Genomic DNA, 19,884 nt, shown 5'->3' on the forward strand with positions numbered 1-19,884 from the left:
TCTTGACGACCATAGAGCATTGGAACCACCTGATCCCATCCCGAACTCAGCAGTGAAACGATGCATCGCCGATGGTAGTGTGGGGTTTCCCCATGTGAGAGTAGGTCATCGTCAAGATTGAATTCCGAAACCCCTGTCTGCTAACGCAGACAGGGGTTTTGTCGTTCTGGGCTCGCTAAACGCTCAGAAACGCCATCGCCAAACCAGGAAAATGTTCCCGCAAAAACGACAAAACCAGCCCCCGGATTCAGGCGCTGGCTTTGTTGGAGTGATGAGTGATTAGAACTGGTAGCTCACTGTCGCGGCGACATTCCGTTCTTCGCCCAAGTAGCAGAAGTTCAGGCTGGCACAGGAGGCCACGTAGGACTCATTCGTCAGGTTGTTCGCATTCAGGCGAACATCCACGCCCTTCAACCCTACTTTGCCTAAGTCGTAACCAACAGACGCATCGAACAGCGTGTAGGACGGCACCTTCATGGTGTTTTCCGCGTCGGCCCAGCTATAGCCGACATATCGCACACCACCACCCAATCGCAGACCATCGAGTGCCGCGCTGTCGAACTTGTAGTCAGCCCAGATCGAAGCCATATGCCGTGGCGCCTGGGTCGGCGAGTTGCCCTTGTTCTCGATCACGTCCGTGGCCGTGCTCAAGGTGCTGATCATCGACTTCGAGTACTCAATGTCGGTGAAGGTGTAGCTGCCGAGCACTTTAAAGTTGTCAGTCAGCTGCATGTGCGCTTCCAGTTCCAGGCCCTGGGAGCGGACTGCACCTACGGCGCGATAGAAGTTTTCCTGCGGCAGTTTGGTCGCCAGGTTCTCCTGATCGATGCGGAACAGCGACGCGGTGAGCAAGTTATCGGTGCCCGGCGGTTGGTACTTCAGGCCCACCTCCCACTGAGTGCCATCGGTCGGTGCCAGGGGATTACCCGCACTGTCCGAGTAGGAGTTCGGGTTGAACGACTCGGAGTAGCTGATGTAAGGCGCAATGCCGTTATCGAACAGGTACAGCGCCCCGGCGCGACCAGTCAGCTTGGTGCGTTTGTCACTGATTTCAGTGCCCACCGGCCGGCCGGTTTCAGCCAGCCGATTCTCATCGGACGTTTCGACCCAGTCTTGGCGTAGCCCGAGCGAGAAGCGCCACTTGTCCATCTCGATCAGGTCCTGCAGGTACACGCCGGTTTGTTCCAGGCGACGCAGATAACTGGTCGGACTGTAGAATTCGATATCCGAATTTCCATACACCGGGTTGAACGCATCAATCGGTGCCAGACCACCGCTGGTCCAGTCGACCACGGTTTTGCGACGCTGGTAGTCCGCGCCCATCAGCACGGTGTGTTTGGTTGCACCGGTGAAGAACTCTGCTTGCAGCATGTTTTCGACAATGAACGCGTGAATTTTCTCGTCGCCACCGGTGTAATAACGATTCAACTCACTACTGGTCGGTGTGGTCCAGCCATAGGCATAGACCTGATCCAGCTTCACTTTGGAGTCGAGGTAACGGAAGTTCTGCCGTGCAGTAAACACGTCATTGAAACGGTGCTCAAACTGATAACCGAATGACTGCTGATCACGCTGGAAGCCGTCAGTGCTCGGTTCACCTTCGAAGAAGTGCGGGGAGATCCTATTCCCATTGCGCTGATGAATTGTGCCGTCGGCCGGCACGCCACCGTGATAACCGCCGTCCGGATCGTGTTGCAAATACGCTTGCAGGGTCAGCGAGGTATCTTCAGTGAAATCGATGCTCACCGTAGGCGCGAGGGCGAAGCGTTTTTCTTTGTTGTGATCGAGATGTTATCCACTGAACCATCGTTGAAGCCGCGCAGCGCCACGTAGTCATAGCGGTGGGTTGCGCCGTAAGGGTTGGTCAGCACGCCGGGGGTGTAACGCATGGCCTGGGAGACGGTTTGCGAACCTTGATCGTCCATTTGCTCGCGGGTCACCACGGAGACACTTTGCGAAGTTTCCAGCAACGAGGTACTGGTCTTGGTGGCGATCTGGCTATGCGTCGCGTTGTAGCCGTCCATGCTGCCCAGAGCGTTACCGAGGGCAAAGCCTTTGATGTCGGTAGTGGGCAATGCCAGCGCTTCGGTATCGGCGACCGGGCGCAACACGTAGCTACTGCCATCCGGACTCACGGCCTCCAAACCCGAACCGCTGAGCAAACGACGCAGTGCCTGATCCGCCGAATACTCGCCCTGCACGCCGGGTGACTGAAGGCCCCCGGTTTGCGAAGGCGTCGTCGACAAGGTAATCCCCGCCTGACGCGCAAACTGGTTGAGCACATCGCTCAAGGGGCCCGCGGCAATGGTGTAGCGGTGACTGCTGACCTCGCTGCCCTCTGCCGCTAGGCCTAGTGTCGGCAACACGCCGACACCCAGCGCGGTAGAGAACAACGCAACGCGTACGGCGTAGCGCAGGACGCCTGAATCGGCGGCGAAATGAAGAGGGTTCTTACTGGTGGCGCGCACAGTCATTGTAGGTTTCCGTAGGAAGTCGCTGAGGTCAGGATTGAAGTGCTTGCTGACTAAGCCGGACTTGCCCGGAAAACCCGCCAAAAATAATTCAGGCCTGTCGCTCCAGCGTCACCCACCAGCGAGTGCGATAGCGCAGTTGCACCGGCAGAGTTTGCGGCAGGATGGCCAGCAACCTGTCGGTATTCTCCAGTCGGAAAACCCCGGACAGCCGCAAGTCGGCAATGTCCGCTGAGCACGTCAGATACCCGTGGCGATAGCGTCCGACTTCATCAAGGAAATCCCCCAGCCGCATATTGCGAGTCACGATCAGCCCATCGATCCAAGTGCCGGCATCCATGTCCAGCGGCGGTGCCAAACGCGCTCGGCGGTGATCGATCAGATAGTTCTGCCCGGCCTGTACCTGGGTCGGCGTGCCATCCGCAGCAAGTGGTGAATGTATGAGGACCCTGCCGCCGGTAACACTGAGCCGCGTGCAGTCGTCGTCCTGCCGCAGGATGAAACGTGCCCCCACGCCTTCATACACACCTTGGCGACTTTGCACCCGCAGCGGTCGATCAAACGGAGATCCTTCGTCGATCCCGCCGCACGTTACGATGATCTCGCCGCGAGTCAGTTTGATCAGCCGCTGCTGCGCGTTGTAATCCAGATCCACTGCACTGGCGGTGTTGAGTTCCAGTCGTGTGCCGTCGGGCAATTGGAAACCGCGCCGTTCGCCCGTGGCGGTGGCGAAATCGGCGGACCACTGTTGCCAGCCCACTGCATCTTTGCCCAGCCACGCCGCCGACCCCATCAGCAACGCCCCCGACAGCAGCTTCAAGGCCTGGCGGCGTCCCAGTCCCTGGGCGCTGTTTTCCAACGTATTGAAGGCCACTTGAGCACCGGGCACTGCCCGCAGGTTGCTGCTCAACTCGGCTTGCAGCGACTGCACCCGTTGCCAGGCCAGTTCGTGTTCATGGTGTTCGGCCCTCCAGACCTCGCATTGCTGACGTAGCCTGGAATTAGCCGAGTTGTTACGCAGACGCAGCAGCCAATGGATGGCTTGTTTGACCACCTGCTGGTGCGGTTCACCGCGCCGATTCAGCGACAAGTTATCCACCGGCATCACGTTTCATACCGCAGCACATAGCAGTGATACAGCGCGTCGGCCACATAGCGTTCCACCGAACGCAGAGACAAGCCCATCTGCTGGGCGATGTGTTTGTGGGTAAGCCCTTCGCACTGCGCCAGCAGAAACGCCTGACGAACTTTCGGCTTCAGGCCTTCGAGCATGCGCGCGATGCTTTCCAGCAACTCAAGCACTAATGCCCGCGCTTCGACGCTCGGGGTTTCGGACTCGGGCAAATGGGCGATGGTTTCCAGGTAGGCGCGTTCGATTTCTTCACGGCGCCAATGGTCGATCACCAGCCCACGGGCGATCGTTCGCAGAAAAGCGCGGGGAGCCTTGAGTTCCAGGCGTTCGGTTCTTTGCAGCAGACGCACAAACGTGTCCTGAGCCAGATCCGCCGCATCGGCTGCATTACCCAATCGCGCGCGCAGCCACGTGTTGAGCCAACCGTGATGGCTACTGTAAAGCGCCTGTACTGCAAACTCAGGTGAGGACATGAACGCGACAGCCCGAACGTCACAAATGATAATTAGTCGCATTGTCATCAAGGGTTGGGGAATTTGCAACTGCCGTACGAACAACCGTCATCACAAAAAGACTGAGCCGGCGCTCTGGCACGCCGTTCGGCGGGTATCTGACACGAATGCCGACCATTTCGTACAAACGCCTAAGTTTTCTCCGATTTGTGCCGACAGCCTGATGAGACATGCGTGCACCAAAGTAGAGCGGCCACAGATCCTGCCTGCGCTGTTACATGGAATGTTGCAACCCGGAACGCATCCCCACTTTTTGCATAAGAAGTCCCATGAAATGAATCTCAAATTCAGCCATAAAATCCTTCTAGCCGCCTCCGGCGTCGTGGTGCTGGCTTTTGCGTTGTTCACTTTGTACAACGACTATCTGCAGCGAAACACCATCCGTCAAAACCTTGAATCGAGCGTCCAGCAGGCCGGCGATCTGACCGCCAGCAGCGTGCAGAACTGGATGAGCGGCCGCGTGCTGGTGTTGGAAAACCTCGCGCAAAACGTCGCCCATCAAGGCGCCGATGCCGACCTCCCGGGGCTGGTCAATCAACCGGCCCTGACCTCGAACTTCCAGTTCACCTACGTGGGCCAGGCCAACGGCGTGTTTACTCAGCGCCCGGACGCGAAGATGCCTGACGGTTACGATCCGCGTCAGCGTCCCTGGTACAAACAGGCCGTGGCTGCCGACAAGACCATGCTGACCCCGCCTTACATGGCCGCCGTCGGTGGCCTGGTGGTGACCATCGCCCTGCCGGTGAAAAAGAACGGCGAGTTACTCGGTGTGGTCGGTGGTGACCTGAGCCTGGAAACGCTGGTGAAGATCATCAACTCGGTGGACTTCGGTGGCATCGGCCACGCATTCCTGGTCAGCGCCGACGGTCAGGTAATCGTCAGCCCGGACAAGGATCAGGTGATGAAAAACCTGAAGGACATCTACCCGAACGCCGGCGTGCGCATCGAGAAGGGCAATCAGGAAGTCACCCTGAACAAGCAGGACCGTATCCTTTCGTTCACGCCGGTCAGTGGTTTGCCGAATGCCGAGTGGTACATCGGTCTGTCGATCGACAAGGACAAGGCCTACGCACCACTCAGCCAGTTCCGCACTTCTGCGCTGATCGCGATGTTCATCGCCGTGACGGCCATTGCCGTGCTGCTGAGCCTGCTGATCAACGTGCTGATGCGTCCGCTGACCACCATGGGCCGTGCGATGCAAGACATTGCTCAAGGTGAGGGCGATCTGACTCGACGTCTGGCCGTGGAAAGCAAAGACGAATTCGGCGAGCTGGGCGGTTCTTTCAATCAGTTCGTGGAGCGAATTCACGCGTCGATTTCCGAAGTGTCGTCGGCCACCCGCCAGGTTCATGACCTGTCGCAACGGGTGATGGCTTCGTCCAACGCTTCGATCGTCGGCTCTGACGAGCAAAGCGCCCGCACCAACAGCGTGGCCGCGGCGATCAACCAGCTGGGCGCCGCCACCCAGGAAATCGCCCGCAACGCCGCCGATGCTTCCCAGCACGCCAGCGGCGCGAGCGAGCAGGCTGATGATGGTCGTCAGGTGGTGGAGAAAACCATTCTGGCGATGACCGAGTTGTCGCAGAAAATCAGCCTGTCCTGCACGCAAATCGAAACCTTGAATGCCAGCACCGACAACATCGGGCACATTCTGGATGTGATCAAAGGCATCTCCCAGCAGACCAACTTGCTCGCGCTCAACGCGGCCATCGAAGCGGCTCGCGCCGGTGAAGCCGGTCGTGGTTTTGCGGTGGTGGCGGACGAGGTGCGTAACCTCGCTCACCGCACTCAGGAATCGGCGGAGGAGATCCACAAGATGATCACCTCGCTGCAGATCGGTTCTCGCGAAGCGGTGACCACCATGAACGCCAGTCAGGTCTCCAGCGAGCAGAGCGTCGAAGTGGCGAACCAGGCCGGTCTGCGACTGGTCAGCGTGACCCAGCGCATCGGCGAAATCGACGGCATGAACCAGTCGGTGGCCGCGGCGACCGAAGAGCAGACGGCGGTCGTGGAAACCCTCAACGTGGACGTTAACCAGATCAACCTGCTGAACCAGCAGAGCGTGGCCAACCTCAATGAAACGTTGAAGGATTGCGATGCGTTGTCCCTGCAGGCGAACCGATTGAAGCAGTTGGTCGACAGCTTCAAAATCTGATCAAACGATGTAATAGAAGCCCGCTGTGGAGTTATCCACAGCGGGCTTTTTCATGCTTTACGCAAACAGCTTCAACACATTGTTCATAGAGTCATCGGCAAAGCCCTGCACGAAATCCTTGAACCCAGGCAGTGCCTCGGCGCCGCCCTGTGCGGGTTCGGCGATGATGGTCCAGGTCGCCCGCGACTGACTTTCCCCCAGCGGTTCAACACTCATCGCCGCCCACAAATTGGCCACGCCCAAGGTGTTGTAAATCGTGGTCCAGGTCATGTTCAGCGCCTGGTCATCCCGGGAGTTGAGTTGCTCGACCACCAGGTTGCCGTCCTTGAAGAATTTCTTGCGCAGGGATGACACGCCTTCGCCGGTCATCTCGATGTGCGACAGCGCCGGAATGAATTGATCGAAGCCGGCAAAGTTACCGACCACTGCCCAGACCTTGTGGGCATCGGCCGGCACTTCCACCGAGGACACCACGTGGCAGCCTTGAGGATCTTTGATCAGAGTATCGGGTTGCAGAGTGCTCATGGTCTTGCTCCATTCTTGGGGTTGGGTTGAATCAGATGAAGTTGATTTCTTTGAGGTAGTCGCAGCCGCGACGAAGCAGCGCCGGGGATTTTTCCGGGTAATGCGCGCCCATCTGCCGCACGCCCGCCTGGGCGTTGGCGTGGCCGATCATTGAGATGTCGCCGATGTCTTCCTCGAAGCCGTTGAGGTAGAAACCGAGCACGCCGAACAACGCGTTGTCGCTGTCGACCCGGCCCAGTTGCTGCTGCCAGTCGGCGACGCTGACCATGGAAAACTCCCGACCCGCCTCACGAAATGATGCGACGTAGGCATCCCAGCTCAGAGGTTCGGGGTTGTGCAGGTTGAACACCGCTTTTTCGGGTGAATAACGGCTGGCATGGAAGGCGATGAACCGGGCGAGAAAGTCCACCGGCATCAGGTCGAAATTCAGCGCGAACTCCGGCACCTGGCCGAGCTGGATCGAGCCTTTGAGCATCAGCATCAAGCGATTCTTGTGAGGCTGGCAGACACCGGTGAGGCTGTTGAAACTGATGTTGCCGGGGCGATAAAGATTGACCCGTACGCCACGTTCGCGAGCGCGTTCGAGGATCCGCTCACCGACCCATTTGGACAGGTTGTAGCCGTTCTTGATGTAGATCGGCGGGGTCTGCGCGGCGGGCAATTCCAGCACCCGGCCATCGGCGGCAATCGTGCTGGAAGCCGAGAGCGTCGAGACAAAATTGAAGATTTTTTTGCTGCGCCCTTCGCACAACCGAAGGCACTCGAAAATCGGCTCGACGTTGTCCCGCGCCAGCGACTCATAATCGAGTACGTGATTGACGTTGGCGGCGTTGTGCACCAACGCGCCGAACTGCCGATCCAGTCGCTCGTAAACATCCGCTTCGAGCCCCAATGACGGACGCGTAATGTCCGCCGCATAAACCCGCACCCGGCTCAGGTCCAGATGCTCCAGACGGTTTTCTCGCAACGCATGGGCAAAACGCTCGGCCGCCGATTGCCCGCCGCCATCTCGCACCAGGCAGGCGACTTCGCTGGCGCCCCAGGCGAGCAACGCTTCGACGATGTGCACCCCGACAAAGCTGTTGGCGCCGGTAACGATCACCTTGTGCACATCGCCCATGCGGTTGACTGGCAACGGCTGGATATCCAGTTCCCGGAAGGCATCGGCCAGGGCCTTTTCGCTCAATACTTCTTCGGTACCGGAGCCGCGCACCAAGGTCGCCAACTTGGCAATGGTCGGCAATTCGATGAAGCGGTTGATCGAGATGCTGCGACCGAACTCTTCACGCAAACGCAAGAGCATGCGCGACAGCAGTATCGAGTGGCCGCCCAGGTTGAAGAAACTTTCGTCGGTGGAAATATCGCTGGCCGGCAGCTCCAGCAGCTCGGCCCAGATATCCAGCAGCAGCGCCTCATCGGCACTGGCGGGCAAACGCCGCAACGTGTTTTCGGACACATTCACGGGCATTGCCAGCAGCGCCTTGCGGTCGACTTTACCGTTGCTGGCGAACGGCATGCTCGGCAGTTCGGTCCACGCGGTGGGCTGCATGTAATCCGGCAGAAACTGCATCGAGTGGGCTTTCAGCGCTTCGCGAGCGGTGCCGGGTTGATCCTCCTGAGGCTGCGCGAGGAAGGCCAGAATCCGTCGATGGCTGTCGATGACCACTGCCACCTGGCGGTACAACTGACTGTCGCGCAGGCAGCGTTCGATCTCTTCCGGCTCGACGCGAAAGCCGCGAATCTTCACCTGATTGTCGCGCCGTCCGCACAGCTCGATGCCGTCGCGAGTCCACTTCGCCATGTCGCCGGTGCGGTAGGCGCGCAGGCTCTGGCCATTCGGCAGGCTCAGGTTCAGATAACGTTCGGCGGTCTGCTGCGGGTTGTTCAGATACCCCAGGCACACACCCGGGCCGACGATGTACAACTCACCGACGGTTTGCTCGGCCACCGGTTGAAAATCCTCATCGAGAATCAGCACCTGACTGTTAGCGATTGGCGCGCCGAGGGTGCGGTTGCTGTCGCCGGTGCGCAGTTGCCGCGCGGTAATCAACACCGTCGCTTCGGTCGGGCCATAGAGGTTGTAGAGGTTGCCCTGACGGGTGAGCTGCTCAATGACGTAGGGTTCGCAGACATCGCCGCCGGTCATCACATGATCGAGGCATTGCAATTGATCCAGCGGCAGGATGCTCAACAACGCCGGCGGTAAAAAGGCGTGACTCAGTTGTTGATGGCGGATCAGCTCGACCAGTTGCAACGGATCGCGGCGCTGATCGTCGCCAGGCACGATCAGTTCGGCGCCCTGGAGCAGGGTCGGGAAAATATCGATCAGCGACGAGTCGAAACTCAATGACGAAAACTGCAGCACCCGACTCTGCTCGGTCAGCTGCACGTAGTCGGCGTACCACGCGGTGAAGTGCGCGAGGTTGGCCTGGCTGAGCAACACGCCTTTGGGATGGCCGGTGGTGCCCGAGGTGTAGAGCGCCATGCACGGCGCGTCTAGGTCGGGTCGTTGGCGCATCAAGGGTTGATCGAGATCCACATCACCGATGTCGATGCGGCTGATGTCGAGTCCCGGCATATGGGCCGCGAGCGGATGCTCACCGTCATGCAGCAGCAAGACTGCCCCGGCGTTTTCCAGAATGTACTGCTGACGTTGCAGGGGATGGCTCGGCTCCAGCGGCAGGTACACCGCGCCGCTGCCAAGAATCGCGAGAATCCCCGCATACAACGCGCTGCATTTTGGCAGGCAGACCCCGATCACCAACGGCCCGTGATGCTGCGCGAGCAACGGCTGCAAACGCTGCTGGATGGCGCGGCTGTGAGTGTGCAAATGCCGATAGCTCAGGGACGTGCCGGCAATGTTCAGCGCGGGTCGTTCGGCACACTGGATGAAGCGCTGCTCCAGGCGCTCGACCATCGGGATTTGGCTGAGCTCCAGCAGCGCGGGCGCCGCCGTGAGGTTGAGCCGATGGAAAAACGCGAGGTTCTCCAAGTAGAGCAAGTTTTCCACGTGCTCGAAGCGAGCGGGAACAGCAGGGTCGGCCAGCAGAAAATAGTCGGCATCGCGGGAGTAACGGCTGACCAGCAGCGCCACGTGATCGACCAGCTCCTCCACTGCTCGCAGACGCAATGCCTGGCCATTGCCCGAAGGTTCGTCGGTGATCGGCACGCGAGTGAACAGCGTCGAACCGTACATGCACAGCATGTCCAGCGGCGGCAGGCCAGAAATCCCAGGCACACCGATACCCAGTTGCAGCGTCAGTCGCGGTGCATCGCCGACGTCTTGAACAGGCAGGCTGGCGTCGTCGATCAGCAAATCAGCGTTACCCAACGGCTGCTCGTCGACGGCTGTCAGGCGCACCAGAGAATGACCGTGTTGTTCAAGTTCCAGCGCCAGGTCGGTCAAGAACTGGCTTTGTCCAATGAGCAGAATGTCGAGACGTCTCATGATGGGCTCCTCGTTAAACCAGGTAATCGCTGAGGGCGTCTTGCACGCACGGCGAATCGAGCAGCGAACTGCTGCGGAAAAACCGCACGATGTTGGCGACCAGCGGGTGATGGCGATTGATCGGGAAGGCCAGCCCCGACACTTCGCTCTTGAGGGCGTGGCGTGCGGCGTCGCTGATCTGCAAGGACTCGATCAGGCGGAAGTCGAACGACTTCTGGATGTCGTTGGTCAGGTAATGGCCAATGAACACCGGCAGGATGTGCGCGATGCATTGGCGGTCGTCTTCGCTCGCGGTGTGCCAGTAGATGCGCACCAGCCGCGCCCAGAATCCGGAGTGGCGACCTTCGTCGAGCAAGTGGTCGGCCATCAGGCCCTTGATCGACTGCTTGACCGTGTCGTCCTTGGCGAACGCCGCAACATCGCCGGTCACGGTGTTCTCGGCGATGGCCACGCAGATCAATTCCACGGCGCTGCGCAAGTGTTCCGGCGCAAGTGCCACGGCCGCTGGAATGGCCCGGCTGAGTTCGATTTCATCCGGCAGTTCGATGGGCGTGATGCCGGTCATGGCGACGGTCTGTTGCATGAAATCCATTGCCACGAGTGCGTGGTAATCCTCGTCCACCACCACGGTCATGGCGTCGTAGCGGCAGGCAAACGGGAAGGCCACGGCGAAGCGATTCTTGGCGATGCTGCGGGCGGTCTTGTCGACGATTTCGGTTTCGAAAATCACCACGTCGTTGATGAATTTGTAGAGCGTCTGCACCAGCGCAAAGTCGCGTTGCTCCGGGCATTCGCGCAGGAACGTTTCGCTCAGCACCAACGGTTGGCGGCTCAACGGGTAGATCAGCTTGTCGTCGTTCTCCAGCACACGCCGGGGGCGGGTACGGATGGTCGCGCGGCTTTCCCAGGCATCGGCGAAGGATTGGTAGTCGGCGGCGTTCATGCGTTCACCTCTGCAACCGGTTCGCTCATGCTCAGGCGCAGGCCGTCCCACAGGGCGATGCGACTTTCGACGGCGGCGATGGCGCTGGCGTAGACGTCTTCTTCGCGTTGTGGATCGCCGTCGACCAGCCGGGCGAGGAGTTTTTCAGCGGCGGGGCCGTGGTCTTCGGAATCGACTTCAATGTGGCGTTCGAGGTAGTAACGGAAGGTCGGCGCCTGTTCGATGCCGATGCCCCAGTCATCAAGAATTCGCTGGAACATCTGCGGGATGACGCTCTCGCGACCATGCAGAAATGCCGCCGCAACGCTGTGCCCCGGCGCATGCAACGCGGTGTGCAACGTGTTGCGCACGAACTGCGCTGCCGCCGGATCGACGTCCACGCTTTGCAGTGCCACGTCGTAACTCACGCCTTCTTTTTGCAGCGCGACGAAGCGTTCGACCACCGCCGTGCTGGCGCCGACTTCGCGCATGGCATCCAGGTACAACTCGAAATGGCTGTAGTGACCCTGGGCTGGGCGATCATCGGACTCCTCACCCAGCACAATTTCATTGATCAGCCGAGCCGCTTGCGGGTCTCTTGGCGGCAACCAGGGCAGTTGCACGCAGGTGAGCTCCTGTTGCAGACGTTTGGTCAGCGACATGAAATCCCACACCGCAAAGACATGGGTTTCCATGAAACGTTGAAGCACCGACAGCGAATGGATTTCGGAGAAGATCGGATGCGCACTAAGTTCTGCTTTCTTCTGGTTGAGGCGGTCTTTATTCGTTTTCATGAGTGAGCCTATAAGTGAACTGGAAATGCCGTTGGGGGTGTTTGATAAGTAAGCGGTCGTTAGTGTGAACTTTTGTTGGCGAGCGGATGCCTCAAGCGAATTGATATGGTGAATTGCATTAAGTCGTTAAGTGACGGTCTGGCGCCCGTATTCAAGGCGGCGGAGAAAAACTAATACACGAATAAAGTGTCGGGCAAGTTATTTTTATATTATTTGAAAGTTTAACTTTCTGGCGCACGACAAGTTCCAATAAAACTTTTCATCTGAGTTTCATTTGGATGTAGTTACTCCTTCCGGCTTATATAAGTCAGAATTAAAATAAAGAGTGAATGCCTCACTCGAAGCAACTTTCTAACTGAGTCGTTGAAGTGAATTGAGGGGGCGGAAGTTGACTGGGATCAACGCCGGTTCTTCCTTTCCCGTGGCAAGACTCCTTCCGTAGGTTCTTGGTGCGGGGACTGCGCCGCTCGTGCGGTGCGTCGCCCGTTCATTATTTGTTGGCAGCCCAAGAGTGAGCGTAAATCACGACAGCCGCTATCACCGGCGCGTCATCGACTCGGAGTCATTGTGGGTCTTGAGAGGGGTAAATCGAGGGCAGGGCTTTGGGGAGAAGCGCAGCAAGCGAGAACGAGCAGTTCGATCTGCTCGCTCAGGCTTGCCGGCGCGGTTTACTTGGAGGTTTTCTTGTTCAGCGCGTCGGGGCTGTTGAGGTAGCGTGTGATGACCTCGACGCCCCGGTTGAGGTGATGTTCGAGCAACTTCACCGAGCGTTCGACGTCCCGGTCTTCGACGGCCAGCAAGAGCGCCCGGTGGTCTTCCTGGGACAGTTTGCCCAGGCCCATGGCTTCCAGGTTGAAGCGCAGGAAGCGCTCCTCTTCGTTCAATCCGTCTTCCACCAGCCTCAACAGCCGTTGGTTCGGCGCCTTGCAGTACAGCGCCATGTGGAAGAGCCGATTGAGCCGGCCGATTTCGGTGTAGTTGTTTTCCGTTTCCAGGTCGTCGATATGACGGGCGGCCTGCTCGAAATCCTCCTTATCGAGCAACGGGATCGACAGGCGCAGGGCTTCGGATTCCAGCAGGATCCGCAGTGCATAGGTTTCCACGGCATCGCCCTGAACCAGCGGCGCGACGACCGCGCCTTTATGAGCGATCACGTTGAGCAACGCCTGGGCTTCGAGTTGGCGCAAGGCTTCGCGCACCGGCATGCGGCTGACACCGAAAAGATCAGCCAAATCTTGCTGACGCAGGGCGGTGCCGCAGGGAATGCGACCGTCGAGAATGGCCGAACGCAGGGTTTCTTCGATCACCGAGCGTGCCAGATGAGCGGGAATCGGCCCGTTGACCTTGATGCTGTTCAGAGGATTGGGCTTCTGTGTCACAACTACGCACCCTGTTTGACTGAAATGAATTTGGATCCAAGAGGACGCTAGTGACTGCCTGACAGGTTGTCAAACGGACAAAAGATCGCAGCCTGCCGTGGCCCCAATGTTTTTAATGACACCTGCCATACAAAGTTTAGCGCGCCAGCAGTGATCTCACCGTGCCATTGTCTTTTGCCGGGCTAACCTGCACCATCGACCGATTTCCACCTGCCTGACCTGGATGCCTCGCATTGGCGGTACGTTTCGCGATCCCTCGGACTTTGCGCTGGCTGTGCTGCGCGTTGCTGCTGGCCGGCGTTATGCTGGGCGGGCTGCATGCCGATTGGGATTTTTCGCTGATCAGCCGTCGCGCGCAGGCATTGTACGGGCCTTTGGGCGAAGGACAGCCACGCATTGATGCCTGGCAGCACTTATTGGTCACGCAAAAGCAAGTTGGCGAGCTCGAACAGCTTAAAGTGGTCAACCAGTTCTTCAACAAGCAGATGCGTTACGAGGAAGACATCGACCTGTGGCACGAGGTCGATTATTGGGAAACACCCATCGAGGCCCTTTGGAAGGGCGCCGGCGATTGCGAAGATTACGCGATCGCCAAGTATTTCAGCCTGCGTCATCTCGGTGTTGCCAGTGACAAGCTGCGCATCACGTACGTCAAGGCCTTGCGCCTGAATCGGGCGCACATGGTGTTGACCTACTACTCAAGCCCCGAGGCCATGCCGCTGGTACTCGACAGCCTGATCGATGCGATCAAACCGGCCAGCCAACGAACCGATTTGCTGCCGGTGTACTCTTTTAATGCCGAAGGGTTGTGGTTGCCGGGCGCCAAGGGCAACAAGAAAGTCGGTGACACCAAACGCCTGTCTCGTTGGCAGGATGTGTTGAAGAAAATGCAGGCCGAAGGTTTCCCGGTCGAGACGACTAACTAGGAGCACGCGCTCAGATGTCCTTGTTCAAACAACTGTTGATCGCTATCTGTCTGTTCCTGGTGATCGCCTTCACCGGTAGCTTCGTGGTCAGCCTGGAAAGCTCGCGCACCCAATACGTCAACCAGTTGCGCTCCCACGCTCAGGACGCCGCGACCGCATTGGCGCTGTCCCTGACGCCGAACATCGACGACCCGGCGATGGTCGAGTTGCTGGTCAGTTCGATCTTCGACAGCGGTTATTACGCGAGCATCCGCGTGGTCGACCTCAAGACCGATCAGACCATCGTCGAGCGCAGCGGCATTCCAGCGGTGAATAACGTGCCGGACTGGTTTGTCAAAATGATCGGGCTGGAAGCGGCCGGTGGTGATGCCCTCGTCAGCCGTGGCTGGGAGCAGGCGGCGCGGGTCGAGGTGGTCAGCCATCCGATGTTCGCGTTGGCAAAACTCTGGCAGAGCGCGCTGGGCAGTCTTGGCTGGTTGCTGATCTGCGGTGCGGTGAGTGCGGTGCTGGGTGCGCTGTTGTTGCGCCGGCAACTGAAGCCGCTGGATTACATGGTCAAGCAATCCCACGCCATCGCTCGCCGCGAATTCCTCAGCCTGCCGGAACTGCCGCGCACACCCGAACTGCGCCGCGTGGTGCAGGCCATGAATCAGATGGTCGAGAAGCTCAAGGCGTTGTTTCAGGAGCAGGCCTTGCGTAGTGAGAAACTGCGGGTCGAATCCTATCAGGACAACCTGACAGGCCTGGCTAATCGTCGCTATTTCGAAATGCAGTTGAACGCCCGGGTGAGCAATCCGGAGCAGGCGAGTTCCGGTTATCTGCTGTTGTTGCGGGTCAAGGACCTGGCCGGGTTGAACCAGCGGTTGGGCGGTCAACGCACTGACCAGTTGTTGAAAGCGGTTGGCGAGCAGCTGTCCCGAGAGTGTGCCAAATACCCGGAAACCCTGAACCTCGTGACGAGGGTTCGCGGCGGCGAGTTCGCCGTGCTGGCGCCGGGGCTGGTGCGCGAAGAAGCGCTGCAACTGGCGCAGAACCTCGACAGTGCCTTGGCAAGCCTACACGCGACGGGCGCTACCGACGTGGCCTCGGTGGCCTCGATCGGGCTTGCGCCGTTTGTTTATGGTGACTCCCCGCAAGCGGTGCTTGGGCTGGGCGATCAGGCGTTGGCTCAGGCGGAAAGCCAGGGTGAACCGAGCTGGGCGTGCCTCGATCACAGCGCCTCGGCTAGCGTCGGTGATGACCATCATGCCTGGCACAACTTGCTGGATCAGGCGTTGGATCAGAAGCGTTTCGAGCTGTATTTCCAGCCGGTGGTGGCCGCCCAGGACACGCAGTTGGTGCTGCATTACAAGGCGCTGTCGCGTCTGATCGACGACGAGGGCCAGACCATTCCCGCCGGGCGCTTCCTGCCGTGGCTCGAGCGCTTTGGCTGGACCGCGCGGTTGGACCGGCTGATGTTGGAGCTGGTACTTGAGCAGATGGCCGACCATGAAGAGTCGCTGGCGCTGAACCTGTCTTCAGCGACGTTGGCCGATCCGCAGGCGTTGAATAAAGTCTTTGAAATCCTGCGTCAGCATTCGAATCTCGGGGAGCGATTGACCCTGGAAATCGGCGAGGAGCAGTTGCCGGAGCAAGCCATGCTGGAAGAACTGACGCGACGCCTTCACGAACTCGGGTTCTCCCTGAGCCTGCAACGCTTTGGCGGGCGCTTCAGCATGATCGGCAACCTGGCGCGGCTTGGGTTGGCGTATTTGAAGATTGATGGCAGTTACATTCGGGCGATTGATCAGGAGGGTGACAAGCGATTGTTCATCGAGGCGATTCAGCGGGCGGCGCACAGCATTGATCTGCCGTTGATTGCCGAACGGGTCGAGACGGAAGGGGAGTTGATGGTGATACGTGAGATGGGGTTGTATGGGGTTCAGGGGCAGTTGTTTGGTGAGCCGAAGCCTTGGCGGTGAGGCTGATGCCGCCATCGCGGGCAAGCCCGCTCCCACAAGGGCGGTGCATAACCCTGTGGGAGCGGGCTTGCCCGCGAAGGCGTCAGTTGAGACAACAATGGCGGGGCCTTAGATCAACCCCGTCTCATCATCATCGATCAATTGGCTCAACCCACCCAACGCCTCACGGGCCTGGTTCCGATCCATCAGCTTGGCCTGGGCGGCTGCCGGAAGGTCGGTGACGCGGATCACACCCTTGCTGGTCAACACCTGGATCAAGTCGTCGAGTACCCGGATCATTTCCAGGTCGCTCTGCTTGAGCTGCTTGAGGCTGGTTTCCACTACTTCATTGGCATACCAGGCCTGGATTTCATGGTGGTCGGCCGGCAGTGTTTCCGTGGCCTCGGCGTAGGCTTCGGCTTCCACGCGCACTAACTGACCTTGGGCATCGCGTTGCACGTAGAACATTGAACATCCCTCGGAAATGGACCCGCGTCATGCTGTCAGCAGCATAGGCCAACTGGACGCGAGTATGCGGTGCGGCGACGAAATCGTCACCGGGGTGATGGACGCAAACGTGACGGCCGCCCCATAAGGGCGGCCGTTTTTCGTTGGATCAGCTGTTGTTGTGATCAATTTTGATGGTCGGGTCGCTGCCGGCAATCAACGAGTTGATGCTGGCGCTGGACCAGTTGTTGCCTTCCAGTTTGATCGTCACATCGGGTTGCGCCGCTGCAGCATCAGCGCCGTTGAACTTGCCGGCGGAGCTGACTTGCAGGGACGAAACGCCATCTACGGTGGTGATCTTCAGGAAGTTGTCGATAGTGCTGCCGCTCTCGTTCTGCAACAGATCACGCAGGTCGATGCGATCACCTTCACTGGCCTTGAAGTCCTTGATCACGTCGGTGCCGGTGTCGCCTGCTTTCCAGACGAAGGTGTCGCCACCCAAGCCGCCGATCAGCGTGTCGTTGCCAGTGCCACCGAGGAGGGTGTCATTACCGGCACCACCGTCCAGCGTATCGGTGCCAGTGCCACCGATGAGGAAGTCATCGCCGGCCTCACCGTTCAGCAAATCGTTGCCAGTGCCACCGAGCAGGATGTCGTTACCGCTGCCACCGTAGAGTTTGTCGTCACCGCCCTGCCCGAAGATGATGTCGTTACCAGCACCACCCAACAGCGTATCGTTACCATCGTGGGCGCCAGACACATCGAACGTGGAGTAGTGCTCGGTGACGTACTGGTGCACGTTGCTTGAGGTGACTTTGTTGGTCTCGATGCCGGTTTCCTTACCGACAAATGCCTGCAGCGCGGTGTAGCCCTCACCCGTCACGCCGGTGAAACTCACCAGATCGCCGAAGATGATGTCGTTGCCATCGCCGCCGTTGATAGTGTCCTTGCCTGGAAGGGTCGCTTCGCTGTGGCCGAGAATTGCGTTGGCCAAATCTTCCGGGTTGATATTGGCCAGCGGTTTTCCATCGGTGGTGTTATACGGTGCGAGGTCGCTTACCGAGACAGCGCTGTTCACGCCAATGGCTTGTACCTTGGAGTTTGCGGCAGCAAACAACGCGAACGCGGTTGCCGCATTATTCGCACTGGTGCTGTCGACAGAGCCGTTGCCTGCGTAATCCGACAGTTCATAGGTGCCGTCACCTTGGGCGTGAACTTGCAGGGTGTAGCCGTTGGCGCTGTACTTTTCCGACGTCCAGTTGCCGTTCGATTTTTCGCTCCATTTGTACAAAGCCCCAAAGGAATCAACTACCAAGCGACTCTCACCACCAATAACCATCCTGAACTCGGTCCCTGGCGTGTAGGAGCCTTGCTTCAACACGTCGTCGAGGTTGAGGTCCTTAACGATATTGGAGTTGAAGTCGACGACCAGCGGATTGGTTTGTTCTCTTTGCGTATAAGCGGTCGGCTCACCATCGGTGATGAAGTAGGTGAGGTTGATCGCGTTGGGGTTGCTCAGCGCGTCAGGCCCTTTGAACCAGTTCGCGGTGGTTTTGAACACGTCTTCGTAGTTGGTGTAACCACCAGACTGCATGCTGTTGAGGACCCCCTTCAATAGGTCCAGAGCGCCCGCTTTCGACAGATCGATCGAAATCGATTTGTTGACATGTGTATCGAAGTCCACGAGGAATACTTTCACGGTGCCAGCGATCGAGTTTTGCGAGGTGGCGCTGGCGATCAGCGAGGTGAACACCGCTATCAGGGAATTCTTCGCCGACGTTACGGAGGAAGCGCTCATGCTGCCCGAGCTGTCGACCATGAACGCGATGTTGTAATTCTGGCCCGGTATGACCGTCAGGCCGCCGATATCTGCCACTACGATGTCGTTGCCGCCGGTGCCGGTGATGTTGTCATCAGCCGCCGTGCCGGTGATGGCGTTGTAGACCGCCGGATTGATCGTGATCGGGATCTGTATCGAACTGCTGGCCGAATCACCCTGGCTTTCGGTCGAGACTGCCGTAACGGTCAGCGTATTGGTACCGGTGGCGTACGGTGCCGGGGTGTAGCTCAACTTGCTCACTTCCCAGCCGCTGAGGTTGACGACAGCGTTACCGGTCGTGCCGGTGAAGGTGTGCGTGCCATCGGTCAGGGTTGCACCTGCCGGGATGCCGCCGATGGTGGTGATGGTCTGGGTTTCAGAACCATCAGTGTCCGGCGACGTGACCTTCAAGCCCAACGCAACGCTGCCGTTCTCGGCCACCTGAGTAGTGGTGGCAGTCACGATCGGCGCATCTGCGACCGCGGTCACATTGATATCCAGGGTGGTGCTCGAACCGGTGCTGGTGGTGTAGGTCACAGTCGGAACCTTGCCGCTCCAATTGCTGGCCGGGGTGAAGGTATAGGCTCCGTTCGCCGCCAGCACCAAGGTGCCGACGTTGGCGATAAGCGCCGTGGCGCCTGCGGTGTACTCGGTACCACCCACCGTGAACTTGGCCACGCTCAGGACGTTATCCACATCGCGGTCGTTAGTCAGTACGTTACCGGTAGCGATCTTGTCCTCGAGGACTGTGTTGATGTCAGCAGTCAGCACACTCGGGTCATCGACCGGGGTGACGCTGATATTCAGGCTCGAGGTGTCGTTGGTGCCCGAACCGTCGGTGACGGTGTAGCTGACTGTCGGTACCGTGCCGTTGTAGTTGGCGACCGGGGTGAAGGTGTAAGCACCGTTCGCCCCGATGACCAGGGTGCCGACGTTGGCGATGGTCGCTGTGCTGCCTGCTGTGTAAGTGGTCGCACCGACGGTGAAGTTGACCACGCTGACCGGGCCATCGACGCTGCTGGTATCGGTAAGGACGCTACCGGTAATGGCGGTGTCTTCCAGGGTGGAAACCGATTCGTTGGCGTCGATGAAGCTGTCGTCGACCGGAGTGACGCTGATGTTCAGGGTCGACGTGACGTTGCTGCCGTCACCATCGGTGACGGCGTAGCTGACCGTCGGCACCGTGCCGTTGTAGTTGGCGGCCGGGGTGAAGGTGTAGGCACCGTTTGCCGCGATCATCAGAGTACCGACGTTGGCGATATTCGCCGTGGCGCCTGCCGCGTAAGTGGTTGCACCGACGGTGAAGTTGAGCACGCTGACCGGGCCATCGACGCTGCTGGTACCGGTAAGGACGCTACCGGTAATGGCGGTGTCTTCCAGGGTGGAAACCGATTCGTTGGCGTCGGTGAAGTTG

Annotated in this window: 12 protein-coding genes, 1 rRNA gene and 1 pseudogene; 4 read left to right on the top strand and 10 right to left on the bottom strand. The window is 59.1% G+C overall.

Annotated elements, in window-relative coordinates:
• Window position 1: 1 nt before the first annotated feature.
• Window positions 2–117: ribosomal RNA gene (rrf, locus tag WLY71_RS22665) — 5S ribosomal RNA — on the top strand.
• A gap of 162 nt (window positions 118–279) precedes the next feature.
• Here rrf and WLY71_RS22670 read toward each other — a convergent pair.
• From WLY71_RS22670 to WLY71_RS22680, 3 genes and pseudogenes are all read right to left on the bottom strand, one after another.
• A pseudogene (locus WLY71_RS22670) lies at window positions 280–2,474 on the bottom strand (TonB-dependent siderophore receptor).
• 88 nt (window positions 2,475–2,562) lie between these two features.
• Window positions 2,563–3,576 carry a FecR domain-containing protein gene (locus WLY71_RS22675; protein WP_347805324.1) on the bottom strand — a complete coding sequence of 338 codons (1,014 nt, stop codon included), beginning with the start codon at window positions 3,574–3,576 and terminating at the stop codon, window positions 2,563–2,565.
• The gene (locus WLY71_RS22680; protein WP_347805325.1) at window positions 3,576–4,076 is read right to left on the bottom strand and encodes a sigma-70 family RNA polymerase sigma factor; all 501 of its coding nucleotides are present in this window, start codon (window positions 4,074–4,076) and stop codon (window positions 3,576–3,578) included. Before WLY71_RS22680 ends, WLY71_RS22675 begins: the two co-directional genes overlap by 1 nt.
• Before the next feature lie 313 nt (window positions 4,077–4,389).
• Here WLY71_RS22680 and WLY71_RS22685 point away from each other — a divergent pair, with 313 nt between their 5' ends.
• Window positions 4,390–6,270 (top strand): methyl-accepting chemotaxis protein, encoded by a 1,881-nt coding sequence (locus tag WLY71_RS22685; RefSeq protein ID WP_347805326.1) that lies wholly within the window; start codon window positions 4,390–4,392, stop codon window positions 6,268–6,270.
• A 57-nt stretch (window positions 6,271–6,327) separates the two neighbouring features.
• Here the strand turns inward: WLY71_RS22685 and WLY71_RS22690 are convergent, their stop codons facing one another.
• From WLY71_RS22690 to WLY71_RS22710, 5 genes are all read right to left on the bottom strand, one after another.
• Window positions 6,328–6,795, bottom strand: a complete 468-nt coding sequence (locus tag WLY71_RS22690; protein WP_347805327.1) for an SRPBCC family protein — start codon at window positions 6,793–6,795, stop codon at window positions 6,328–6,330.
• A 31-nt stretch (window positions 6,796–6,826) separates the two neighbouring features.
• Window positions 6,827–10,243, bottom strand: a complete 3,417-nt coding sequence (locus WLY71_RS22695) for an amino acid adenylation domain-containing protein (protein WP_347805328.1) — start codon at window positions 10,241–10,243, stop codon at window positions 6,827–6,829.
• A gap of 13 nt (window positions 10,244–10,256) precedes the next feature.
• Window positions 10,257–11,186, bottom strand: coding sequence for a diiron oxygenase (locus WLY71_RS22700; RefSeq protein ID WP_347805329.1), 930 nt, complete (start codon window positions 11,184–11,186; stop codon window positions 10,257–10,259).
• Window positions 11,183–11,959 carry a DUF3050 domain-containing protein gene (locus WLY71_RS22705; protein ID WP_347805330.1) on the bottom strand — a complete coding sequence of 259 codons (777 nt, stop codon included), beginning with the start codon at window positions 11,957–11,959 and terminating at the stop codon, window positions 11,183–11,185. The genes WLY71_RS22700 and WLY71_RS22705 overlap by 4 nt, the downstream gene beginning before the upstream one ends.
• A gap of 668 nt (window positions 11,960–12,627) precedes the next feature.
• Window positions 12,628–13,338, bottom strand: coding sequence for a GntR family transcriptional regulator (locus WLY71_RS22710; RefSeq protein WP_347805331.1), 711 nt, complete (start codon window positions 13,336–13,338; stop codon window positions 12,628–12,630).
• 233 nt (window positions 13,339–13,571) lie between these two features.
• On the opposite strand from WLY71_RS22710, the gene lapG reads away from it, so the two are divergent.
• Window positions 13,572–14,264, top strand: coding sequence for a cysteine protease LapG (gene lapG, locus WLY71_RS22715; protein ID WP_033056174.1), 693 nt, complete (start codon window positions 13,572–13,574; stop codon window positions 14,262–14,264).
• A gap of 14 nt (window positions 14,265–14,278) precedes the next feature.
• The gene (lapD, locus tag WLY71_RS22720) at window positions 14,279–16,225 is read left to right on the top strand and encodes a cyclic di-GMP receptor LapD (protein ID WP_347805332.1); all 1,947 of its coding nucleotides are present in this window, start codon (window positions 14,279–14,281) and stop codon (window positions 16,223–16,225) included.
• A gap of 108 nt (window positions 16,226–16,333) precedes the next feature.
• Here the strand turns inward: lapD and WLY71_RS22725 are convergent, their stop codons facing one another.
• Both WLY71_RS22725 and WLY71_RS22730 read right to left on the bottom strand, forming a co-directional pair.
• Window positions 16,334–16,672, bottom strand: a complete 339-nt coding sequence (locus tag WLY71_RS22725; protein ID WP_347805333.1) for a tryptophan synthase subunit beta — start codon at window positions 16,670–16,672, stop codon at window positions 16,334–16,336.
• Between the two features lie 148 nt (window positions 16,673–16,820).
• Window positions 16,821–19,884 (bottom strand): tandem-95 repeat protein (locus WLY71_RS22730; RefSeq protein WP_347805334.1); only part of this gene is annotated, 3,064 nt, incomplete at its 5' end.

The organism is Pseudomonas rossensis, assembly GCF_039888995.1.
Lineage (GTDB): Bacteria > Pseudomonadota > Gammaproteobacteria > Pseudomonadales > Pseudomonadaceae > Aquipseudomonas > Aquipseudomonas rossensis.